The sequence below is a fragment of the Streptomyces sp. HUAS 15-9 genome (assembly GCF_025642155.1).
GTDB lineage: Bacteria > Actinomycetota > Actinomycetes > Streptomycetales > Streptomycetaceae > Streptomyces.
In genome coordinates this window covers 6,384,328-6,394,711 of sequence record NZ_CP106798.1, presented here as the reverse complement: position 1 = coordinate 6,394,711, position 10,384 = coordinate 6,384,328, and the positions used below count along the sequence as shown (strand labels likewise).

At 67.6% G+C, this 10,384-nt stretch carries 12 protein-coding genes; 6 read left to right on the top strand and 6 right to left on the bottom strand.

Annotation, left to right across the window (positions count from 1 at the left end; genetic code table 11):
- Positions 1-96 precede the first annotated feature (96 nt).
- The 6 genes from N8I87_RS29660 (at position 97) to N8I87_RS29635 (ending at position 4,577) form a co-directional block, all read left to right on the top strand.
- A complete protein-coding gene (locus N8I87_RS29660; RefSeq protein ID WP_263213321.1) occupies positions 97-450 on the top strand; it encodes a DUF4333 domain-containing protein in 354 nt (117 codons plus the stop codon).
- Positions 451-776: 326 nt separating this feature from the next.
- The gene (locus tag N8I87_RS29655) at positions 777-1,349 is read left to right on the top strand and encodes a serine/arginine repetitive matrix protein 2 (protein ID WP_263213320.1); all 573 of its coding nucleotides are present in this window, start codon (positions 777-779) and stop codon (positions 1,347-1,349) included.
- A gap of 114 nt (positions 1,350-1,463) precedes the next feature.
- Entirely contained in the window at positions 1,464-1,916 is a 453-nt protein-coding gene (locus tag N8I87_RS29650) for a hypothetical protein (RefSeq protein WP_263213318.1), read from the top strand.
- A 67-nt stretch (positions 1,917-1,983) separates the two neighbouring features.
- Positions 1,984-3,309, top strand: a complete 1,326-nt coding sequence (locus N8I87_RS29645) for a hypothetical protein (RefSeq protein WP_263213317.1) — start codon at positions 1,984-1,986, stop codon at positions 3,307-3,309.
- Positions 3,310-3,338: 29 nt separating this feature from the next.
- Complete coding sequence (locus tag N8I87_RS29640) at positions 3,339-3,836, top strand: hypothetical protein (protein WP_263213316.1); 498 nt, start codon at positions 3,339-3,341, stop codon at positions 3,834-3,836.
- Positions 3,837-4,067: 231 nt separating this feature from the next.
- Complete coding sequence (locus N8I87_RS29635) at positions 4,068-4,577, top strand: hypothetical protein (RefSeq protein ID WP_263213315.1); 510 nt, start codon at positions 4,068-4,070, stop codon at positions 4,575-4,577.
- A 216-nt stretch (positions 4,578-4,793) separates the two neighbouring features.
- Here N8I87_RS29635 and N8I87_RS29630 read toward each other — a convergent pair whose 3' ends face one another.
- The 6 genes from N8I87_RS29630 to mycP form a co-directional block, all read right to left on the bottom strand.
- A complete protein-coding gene (locus N8I87_RS29630; protein ID WP_263213313.1) occupies positions 4,794-5,099 on the bottom strand; it encodes a WXG100 family type VII secretion target in 306 nt (101 codons plus the stop codon).
- Between the two features lie 25 nt (positions 5,100-5,124).
- A complete protein-coding gene (locus N8I87_RS29625; protein ID WP_263213312.1) occupies positions 5,125-5,463 on the bottom strand; it encodes a WXG100 family type VII secretion target in 339 nt (112 codons plus the stop codon).
- 83 nt (positions 5,464-5,546) lie between these two features.
- Entirely contained in the window at positions 5,547-6,773 is a 1,227-nt protein-coding gene (locus N8I87_RS29620; RefSeq protein ID WP_411577304.1) for a S8 family serine peptidase, read from the bottom strand.
- Between the two features lie 28 nt (positions 6,774-6,801).
- Positions 6,802-8,496 (bottom strand): hypothetical protein, encoded by a 1,695-nt coding sequence (locus N8I87_RS29615; RefSeq protein WP_263213310.1) that lies wholly within the window; start codon positions 8,494-8,496, stop codon positions 6,802-6,804.
- A gap of 41 nt (positions 8,497-8,537) precedes the next feature.
- The gene (locus tag N8I87_RS29610) at positions 8,538-8,963 is read right to left on the bottom strand and encodes a DUF2563 family protein (RefSeq protein WP_263213308.1); all 426 of its coding nucleotides are present in this window, start codon (positions 8,961-8,963) and stop codon (positions 8,538-8,540) included.
- A gap of 125 nt (positions 8,964-9,088) precedes the next feature.
- Positions 9,089-10,378: a type VII secretion-associated serine protease mycosin gene (gene mycP, locus N8I87_RS29605; protein ID WP_411577303.1), complete on the bottom strand. Its 1,290-nt coding sequence runs from the start codon at positions 10,376-10,378 to the stop codon at positions 9,089-9,091.
- Positions 10,379-10,384: the final 6 nt, after the last annotated feature.

Sequence of the window (10,384 nt, the reverse complement as noted above, 5' to 3'; positions counted from 1 at the left end):
ACCCCTGATCGTGCACAGCACGTGCTCCCCCGCTCCCACGCCCTGAAGCCCCGCCTACAGCCTGTCCGAACCTGATCACCCTGAATGGATCCCGTCATGGCGAAAGTTCGTCTGTCCGCAGCAGCTTGGGGCCTCTCGGCCGTGGCCGCCGGCACACTGGTCGTCGGCTGCTCGGTCTCCGTCAACACGGGACACGCCAAGCCGAAGATACTCAAGGACAAACTGGGCGACACCGTCGCCACAAGGCTCGCCGCCACGACAGGCCAGCCGAAGCCGGACGTCACCTGCCCCGAGGACCTCGTCGGGGAGGCCGGTACCACCACCCGCTGCACACTCACGACGGGCGACGGCAGCACGCTGGGCGTGACGGTCACGGTGACGTCCGTCGACGGGGACAACGTCAACTTCCACATCAAGGCCGACGAGACGGCTACCCCGGCTGCGAACTGACAAGTCCTGACCTCGCGGGAACGCCATCGGGGCAGGTGCCGGGACCTTGTGGAGCCGCTCCCGCTCGGCCTGCGTCGGTGCCTACACGTTCTGGAGCACGGCGTGGCATCCCTGTGCCACGCACCCGACCTGGACCAACGACCAGGTCCTCCGCGTCATGCTCAACACCATCGGCATGGTGACGCTCTGCCGCTGCGATTGTCGTACGATGCGTCACTGTGGCGATACAGAATCCGTACCCGTGGGGAGCACCGTACGGCGGCCCGCCGCCTCCGCCGCCGAACATCCCGGCGAGGGACTTGCGGCCACGACGCATCTGGTACTTGGTGGCCGCATTGCTGGGTCTCGTACTGGTCGGTGCCGGTACCGCTTTCCTCGTGACGACGGTGAAGGGCGCGGTGCACTCGGTCGACACTGCCCGAAGCTTCTCCAGCGGGGACTCGCAGACGTTCAGCTTCGTGGAGGGGAAGACCAAGGCGATCTACGTCTCACAGTCCGGGAAGGGCCGGGTCGACTGCCGGATCCCGGAGATGCGGTCCGGGTCGATGACCCAGCCGGACAGCAGCTTCCGCATCACCGTCGGGTCCCGCACCTGGGAGCGCGTCCTGGAGGTGAAGCCCGGCAGCAGCGGCGACTACACACTCACCTGTACTTCAGAGCTGCCGGCCGAGTTCGCGCTGGGAGAGCAGCCCCGGGTGGGGGCCACGATCGGCAGCGTCGCCGCGGGGATCGGCTGCTTCCTTGCCGCGTTTGCCGCGGCGGCAACCATCGCCGTCATCACGGCTGTCCGACGCAGCCGCCACCGTCGACAGCTTGCCGCTGCATGGGTCCCTCCGCAGCAGTGGAGCCAGCCGCCCTCCGGTCCCGTCCCGGGGCCCCCGCCTGGCCCTCTGTCCTAGTCGGTCAGTGCGATGGGCTTGTCACAGATCAGTACCCATCACCCTGGAGGCAACGGGCGGATCGCTACCCTGGCAGGTGCACGCTAGGGACATCTCGACGGGGGCAAAGGCTTCGTGGCTGGCACAGCAGGAGAGCGGCACATAACCGGAAACGCGGCTGCCCAGCCGGTCGGCATGCGTCTGAACCAAATGGCCGATCCGGGAGGTGGGGGCGGTCCGTCGGGGCTGACGTCGTCGCCAACTGAGAAGCAGGCCGCGGCGAATGCGATCGAGCGTGACATCGAGCCGGACACACGCACGGCGGGGGCCTGGACGGACCACGAAACGAGCGCCGTGGTCAAGGCGTTCGGGGCGAAGGACGGGCATGGTTGGCTGACGTCCGGAGCCGTTCAGAGGGCGCACAAGACGTGGGGCGAGCAGGTCAAGGACCTCATGAACCTGTTGTCGGCAGACAAGGGGTCACTACGGGCCGCCAACACCACATTGCAAGGCACGGATGTCGATGTTGCCGCAGGAGTGCGCAGGCCGTCGATGCTCGACCAGTACTCACCGCCGCCGCAGAACTGACCTCTTCCTGATTCGACTCGTACGCCATCGCACTCAACGGGGACCCATGCCGACGTACCACGAGATCATGACGACCGACCTGTCCACGCTCACCACGGCGGCCGAACGTTGGGACGGGATGGCGAAGGAGTTCCACAAGCAGGAGACGGCGTACGGGAAGAACGTGCACGGCATCACCCTCGGTCCGTCGTGGACGGGGTTCAGCGGGGATGCCGCCCAGAAGCGCCTCGGCATCACTCTCAAGGAGTTCCAGAAGGCCCAGGTCGAGGCCAAGGCGATCGCCTCGCTCCTCCGCGATGCGCACACCCAGTTCGTGGACCTGCGCAAAAAGCTGGAGTCGGCCCGGGACGACGCGATCGCCGCAGGGATGAAGGTGTCGGACCAGGGAGTGGTCTCGTACGACACCGGGAAGCTCAGCCCGGGGGACCGCCAGGCACTGGCGCACGACCCCGACTACCAGGACAGTGTCCGTAAGTCCGTGGCCTCCTGGCAAGCCAGCGTCGACCAGTGCGTGAAGGATGTGGACGACGCCGACAAGGACGTCGAGTTCGCTCTCCGGACCGTGGTGGTCGATACCGACGCCACCGACGGCACCTTCAACGGCTTCAACGGCAAGGCGCAGGGTGACCTCGGCAAGTACAAGGCCGAGGAGCCGCCCAAGGACAAGGCCCACACGAAGACCGACGGGTGGCAGTGGCATGGCAAGGCCACGGCGACGGGGCCCAGCGCCGGCGCCTCCGCCAGTGGTCCCAAGTACGGAAAGGAAGGTACGGCCAAGGCATACGCCGACCTCGACCACATAACCGGGCAGGGAACACTGTCCAACGGCGACCTGGAGCTCTCCACGATTGGCGACCTTGTGGTGGGGGCCAGGGCGTCGGCATCCGGCGCCATGACGGACAAGGGCATCTCCGGATCCGTCGAGACGTCCGCGGGAGCACGAGCCCTCGTGGAAGGGCGAGCTGAGTACGGCTATGTCGGCGGCGCCTACGTGCGGGGGACGGGATTCGACGGTGCCGAGGCCCAGGCCAGTGCCGGGGCAGGTCTCGACGGCCTCAACGCCGGCGCGAAGGCGTTCGCCGGGGCGAAGGCCGGCGTCGCCGGGGGAGGCGAGGTCGCGGGTATCGGTGCCGGTGCCACGGCCGAGGGGTGGGCCGGTGTGGGCGCGGAGGCCAAGGTGACCTTCGGCAAGGGAGATGACGGTAAGTTCCATATCGGTACGAAGGCGGGCCTCGCGGTCGGACTCGGCGGCTCTGTGGGCGCGGAGTTCACCGTCGACCCACACAAGGTGAGCGCCGCCGCCAGCGATGCAGCCGATGCTGTGGGAGGCGCGGTCGACGCCGTCGGCGATGCCGCGAGCTCTCTCAAGGACGACATCACCAGTTTGCTCTGATGGACCACTCCGTGGAAGGTACGACCCTGATGGCCTCGACCCTGCCGGTACCGATCGAATTCCGCCTGCCCGACGGCTGGCGCCCCGCCCCTCCGGACGAGGTCGGCGCCTCCGAGGCTGCCTTTGTCGCGCTTCATCCGGAGCCTGACGCCGGTTTCACCGCGAACATCACCATCGATGGCGAGTTCCCGCCTGACGCGGTGGGGTTGCTCGAACTTGCGGATGAGTCGGTGCAGCGCTTGCACGAAGTCGCCGAGTCGGTGGTGGTGGTGAACCGACACGAGGTCGGCTCCGAGGCCGCGCCCGCCCTGACACAGAGGCTGACGTTCTCGGCCGTCATCGGCGGTGTGCACCGTGATCTCGTTCAGTCCCAGGTGTACTTGGCCATGCTGGACACCGATGACCCGCGCAAGCGTGCGGTGATCCGGACGTACCTGACCGCCACCGCGGCACAGCACGACACCGTTCTGCCGGATTTCCAGGAATTCGTTCGGACGGTCCGCCCGGACGCCGGAGCGGTGTCCTAGCCTGGCACTTCACAGGTCACCCGATCATGAAGATCAACCGGTCACGGCCGGTCGCCCTCGGGTAGCCGGTGCCGCGCGATCAGTCACGGCCGAGCTGATGCGGCCGAGACCAGCCGACAATCTTGAGTTGCGGCGTTCCTGAGGGCTGACCTGCGAAGTACGAGGCTGGCGTCCTACACCGCACCCAGAGATCTCACGTTGAGTGACTAGACCTTCATAGGTGGTAGCTTGATGGGTTTGTTCGACATATTCACCGGTACCAAGCGCCCGAAAGGCGGCGTCGCGCCGCGATCCGTCGAGGAGATCCGGGCGGCGTTGCTCGAAGTCAGCGGGCCGGACACGCCTCATGTTGTGCGCGATGGTGCCGTTGAGGGGGCCGATCTGGTCGCGGAATGGCGTATCCGGGATCCAGCCTGGCACACCTTCTTCGCCCGGACCCAGGTGAGCCGGACCGTTCAGATCAGGATGCGCCTGGTCCCGGAGAGCCGCGAAGTCCGCGCTCTCGACCGCGAGTGGGAAGTCACCTGGATCGGAAGTACGCCCAGGTTGGCGGTGCCGGCAGAGCAGTCCCGCGGGCAGGTGAAGACCGTTTCCCGGCGCTGGACGGTCGAGCGGGGGGCCGACGGCCGCCTCCAGAAGACGGAGGAGTTCCTCTTCGATTCCGCGGAGCTGAAGACACCCCTGCAGGAAGCGGTCCTCGGCGCGGGGTGGACATGGCGCGGGGTCCTGTTCAAACTGTGATCGCTCCGCCTGCGACTCGACCTGTCCCTGCCAGGCCTGACCGGGCCGGGCCGGATCCGGCCGCGGCCATCGCCGGGGCGAAGTCCTATGCCGCTCGCCAGTAAGCAGGTTGCCCGCCCCGTTTGCGTTCAGATGGCGGCCGTCTGGCGCGGCAAGCAGCTCAGGGGGTGGGCACCTCCCCGCGCGTGCCCACCCCCGCTGCATTGCCTCATCGGCTCACTCGAAGTAGCTGGCGCCCTTCAGGTCGCCGCCGCGGTAGTCGCCGCCGGCCTCGTGGACCCGGTGGGTGATGGAGAGCAGCGCCTGGTGGATGGCGTTGGCGTGTTCGTCCCACTTCTTGGACTTGGCCTGGAAGGCGCGGTACGCCTCGCCGTCCCAGCCCTCGGCGACGTCGAGGACGCCCTTCTTCAGGTGGCCGAGGTCGGCTTCGAGCTTCTTGGCCGCGTCACCGAGTTCGGTGGCGAGGGCGTCCAGGACGCCGTACTTGACGGAAAGATCCTGAAGGTGCGGTGTGCCGGTCATGTTGTCCTCTTCTCCCCGGGATCCGTCAGTAGTAGTTCAGCGCCGAAGTCGTCGCACCGGCGTCGACCTCGATCTTGGTGATCGTCGAGTGCAGCTCGTCCTCGAGCTTGTTCTTGTCCGACTTCGTGAGGTGGACGCCCTCGAGGAAGTCCTCGAGCATGCGCCCGATGCCGGCCATGTGCGTGTTGATCTCGTGCTGCTTCGTCTTGAACGCGTTGGCGCCGTGCCCAGTCCAGTTGGCCTCGATCATGTCGATCGTGCCCTGGAGCTGGCGGAGCTGGTTCTTGATGGACTCGTAGCGGTCGATGACGTTCGTCTGCAGCTTTTGTGCGTGTACGTCATCAAACTTGCGGCCGTCGGCCATTGCGGCACTCCCCTTCGTGAGAGCTTGTGCTTCGTCTTCCGTGCGCTGCATCACCGGGTGGTGATGGCTTCTCGGGTGCGCTGTCAGGCACGTCGCCGTGACCGGATGACGGCGAACGCCGCCCCACCGATCACCACGAGCGCGGCCACCGTGCCGACGGCCACCCATGGCAGAGTGTCGTCGGACGACTTGGAGGTTCCGTCGGCCGCAGAAGTCCCGCCGCCGGAAGCGGACTTGGCAGGCGGTGCCGAAAAGGACGCGGAGGCGGAGGGTGCGGCCCCCGCGTCGCCCACGGAGTTCTCCTTGGCGAGCGGGTCGGCGTGCGCCGGGCCCGGGTTGTAGTCGGTCTTCTCCAGCACCTTCCGGGGACGGATGAGGCCGTAACCGAGGTAGTTGCTGGGCGTGTCCTTGGGCCAGTCACGGCCGGCGGTGTCGATCAGGGCGCGCAGCACCTGGTCGGCTGTCCATTTGGGGTGGGCGGACCAGATGAGGGCGGCGGAGGCGGAGGCCACGGCGGTGGCGGCGCTGGTGCCCTTTCCGTGAGAGCAGTAGGAGTGGAAGGTCGCATCGCACCACAGGGGTACGTCGACGCCGGGGGCCGCGAGGTCGACGTAGCGGCCGTGGGTCGAGAACTTGCCCACGGTGCCTGTCTTGTCGGCGGCGGATACCCCCACGACGTACGGATACGAGGCCGGATACAGATTGGCGTTGGTGGTCTCAGCATCGTTGCCGGAACCGGCGAACATCAACTTGCCCTTGGACGCGGCATACTTGACTGCCTCCGCCTCCTGGTCATAGCTGACGTCGTCTCCGAACGACATATTGATGATCTTCGCGTCGCTGTCGGCGACAGCCTTGATCACCGCTGCGATGCTGGGAGCCTTCGCCATCTCCGACTTGCCCTTCAGCCCTCGCAGGGCGATCCGGTATGGCACGACCTTCGCACCTGGAGCAATGCCTCTGATACTGCCACCAGCACCCGTGCCAGCTATCAATTCGGCTATCGACGTTCCGTGGCCCGTGTAGTCCTTGGTCGCACCGTAAGCGACGGGCTTCGGTACCTCATCGGCCAGCACCTGGCCCTTCAGGGCAGGAGTCGCCGAATTGACGCCTGTGTCAATGACGGCAACCTTGACTCCCTTGCCGGTGCTCGTCTCCCACATCTGGTCGGCCTTCATGGCCGACAGGTACCACTGCTGCAACTGGACGTCGTCGGCAGCCGCGCCGGGGGCGAGGCCCACCGGCAGGGCCATCAGTGCACCGAGTGCTGCGCACACGGCGGTCACTCGTCTCCTGCTCGCTGACAACATGCCTCTCGTACGTCCTCGCTTCGTCTGGTTACTCGGTGCCCGGCTGTATGTCGCGCCGTGCCTCGGGTTTCTTGCGACCCGGTGTCTTCCTGCCCCGGTCTGCTGCGGAGCCGCGGTTGCCGACGGGTGCCCGCCCAGGGGCACCGGTGCCGGACGCCGACCCACCGTTCCCGGAACCTTGCGTCCTGTCGTTCGGCGTGCCAACGACGCCTTCTGCGGAACTCACGGGCGTGCGCGACGCCTGGCTTCCCCCCGTTCGCTGCTCAGGGGCCCTGATCACTCCTCGCTGACCCGGCCTCTCGACGGCCCGCGGGATGCGGGAGGCGTTCTCACCACCGATGACCGTGCCGCGTGGCACCTGGCTGCCGGTCACGCCTCGTGAGGGTCCCGTGGTGGGCTTCCCACCGATCACCCCGCTGGTGCGCTCTGCCCCGGTCGGGCCCGTCCCACGCATGCGGTCGGCCGGTAGACCTCCGGTTCTCGGTATTCCGCCAACGATGTTGCGGCTCGCGGGAGCCTTGCCTGCAGGACCGCCTCCCATGGGCGCCCTGCCCACTGGTGACACCGGCCCACGGGCTCCCACCTGGCCGGGCACAGCAGGTCGGCCCACCGGGCCGACAGGCGTGCGCCCTGTGCCGCCTCCGACTCGCGAGGCTCCACTGGCAGGCGGGGCCATGCGCGGCGGTGCCACGACGGGGCCTCTGGTTCCGCCCGACCCGCCACGGCCCACAGGAATGCCCGTGGTCGGGGGGATTGGCCCGATGGGAACAGGCGGGAGGTGGCCTCCGGCGCCGCCGCTGGGGGCAGGCGCGACCGGGGTCGCAGGCTTCGCGGTGTCCGGGGGAAGCGTGTTGACACTGTCGATGTTCGTGCCCACAGGCTGGGACGGGTCCGTGTCCATGTGCCGATCCGGCGCCGTGACAACGTCGTGCAGCTTCTTTCCGGAATCGAGATGCTCCGCCGCTCCAGGGCCTTCTGGTGCGGCCACAGCGTGATGAGACGGCGTCCCAGTATCACGAGCAGTTCCGCCGAGCGCGCCTGACGAGGTCCCCTGCCCTGTCACGTTGATCGGCGTTCCACGCGTGGGTTCCGCCTGCGGCACCCCCATCTCCGGCATCTTGCCGAAGACGGGCATCTCCTGCCCCCGCATCCCTTCTTCCGAGACCGTGTAGAAGGACGCCAACCGGTTCATCTGGTTGATCGCCTCCTGGCGGTGCCCCTCCGTCTTCAGGGCCGCCTGGTACTCCTTGTTGGTGTCGAGCTGTTCGACCACCGGGAAGGAGTCCGCGCTCTTGGCGACGAGTCTGTCGTCGCGGGGCGGCATCGACTTGCGGACGGAGACCAGGCCCTCTCCGGCCGCGGTGATGTGCGTGCCCACGTTCTCCGCGGCCAGGGCGAGGCTGTACGCGTTGGTGACGAGGCCGTTGGCCCAGTCGCGGAACGCGGTGGCCGCCTCGCCCTCCCAGTCGACGCGGCCGATGTGGCCGCTCAGCTCCTCGGCTGCGTCGTTGATCGCGTCCCGGGCGTCCCAGAGCGACTTGCCGGCGGTCTCCAGGTGTTCCGGATTCGCGGACTCCACCATGTCGATCATGTCGTTCAACTGGTGCTTGTCGAAGTTGGTCCGGCCGAAGCGGATCCCCGTACCGAAGCCGAGTGGATCGATAGCCCGGGACGCGGCCATGACCCCGTCAACGGCACCGATCTCCTGCTTGGCCTGCTGCATGTCCGCTGCGTGCTGATCCGGCTGTGTGTGGTGGTCGCCCATCAGTACCCCGCCTTGGCATGCCGCTGATCGGAGCGCTTCTGATCGCTGTGCGCCTCGGCCTGCTCCTCGTTGATCTCGGTACGGATCTCATGGAAGCGTCGCCGGAGATCGTCCTCCAGCTTGTCGTAGCCGACGTCCGCCCCGTGCACGGCGATCTGCATCGCCTCGATCTGCAGGGCCAGCGACTTGGACAGTGAGGTGATGCGCTCGTGGACGCGCTCGTACTCCCGGTGCAGACCGGTGGCCTCGGCGAACTCGCCCTTGCCGCACAGCGAGGCGGCCGAGAGGGTGTGCGCCGCCACCTTCGTGTAACTGCCCGGCGATCCCTCGAGGTCCGTGAGCAGAGTGTCCACACGCTTCTTGAAGGTCTTCAACGCCTCCAGCCCACGCTTCAGGCCGCTCCCGCCCGCGTCGTCAGGAAGCACGTTGCGCTACCCCCGTTTCCAATCCCCCGCTCGAGGCACCTGCGCACCTCAAGTATTCGTCTTCGCAACGGAATCACTCTAGTAAATCGAACTGACAGTCCCAACTCGCTTGTGCAACAACCCTGCTACTGCCGAGTCAGCCGTCCGGCCTCGTGCACGGGACCACCGCTCCCGCTGCGTCTGCGCGCGTCGCGGATCGCCACCGCCGCCCCGCCCAGGGCTGCCACCAGAACAGCCGCTCCCACCGACGCATACGTCGCCAGGCGGGCGTTGCGTTCGTCGGCCGTCTCCCCGAGGTGCAGTCGAGCCGGGGCCGGGGCCTCGGCCCGTCCGAGGCCCTCGTGCGGGTCGGGTGTCTCGATCGGGTGGTCGTCGTCGGTCAGGGCCCGGACCGGGTCGACCACTCCCCAGCCGACCAGACGGTCATGGCCGGCGACCGAGCGTTCCGCGGTCTGCTCGATCTGCGCGACGACCTCGCGTGGAGTCCACTTGGGGTGCTTCGCCTTGATGAGCGCGGCGACCCCGGCCACGTAGGGTGCCGAGAAGCTCGTACCGCTCTCGGAGCAGTGGCCGCCTTTGGGGACGGTGGAGATCATGTCGACACCGGGCGCCGCGACGCCCACGAAGTCACCGGACTGGGAGAAGGCCGCGCGCTCGTTGTTGCGGTCGGAGGCGGCGACTGCGAGGACACCGGGGAAGGACGCGGGATACGTGGGCTTGTCGTTGCCGTCGAGGCCGTCGTTGCCCGCGGAGGCGACCACCACGATGTTCTTCCGCAGCGCCTCGTTGATGGCCCGTTGCAGGTCCGAGGCCGGCTTCACCGCGTTCGTGGTGTCCTGGGAAATATTGATGACCTGGGCCTTCTCCCGGATCGCATACCGGACGGCGTCGGTGAGGGTCTTGGTGTCGCCGCTGCCCTCCGCGTCGTTCTGCTTGACAGGGATGATGGTCGCCTCGGGGGCCAGTCCCGCGAACCCCGTGCCGGCGATCGGGCGAGCAGCGATGATCCCCGCCACCCGGGTGCCGTGGCCGACCGTGTCCGTCGTACCGTCGGACCTGCCGCGGTCGATCTTCTCCCCCTTGGCGTTCTTCTGCGGGAGGAAGTTGGCGCCGCTCGACGCGTCCACCGCATGGGTGAGCTGTGGATTCTTGGTGTCCACACCGGTGTCGATGACGGCCACTCGTACACCCTTGCCCTTGGACTCGCTCCACAACTCGTCCAGCAGCACGCGTTGCAGGGCCCAGGGGCGGCCGGAGTACTTCTTGTTCGGGAAGGTGCACTGGTCGCTGAAGGAGTCCGCGGCGGCGGGCGGTGCAAGAGCGAAGGTGGCGGTGCACAGGGTCGCGGCCGCGATCGCCGCGGTACGGACGAGACGCGATGAAGGCGAGGACGAGGACGAAGGTGCGTACGACACTTCTCT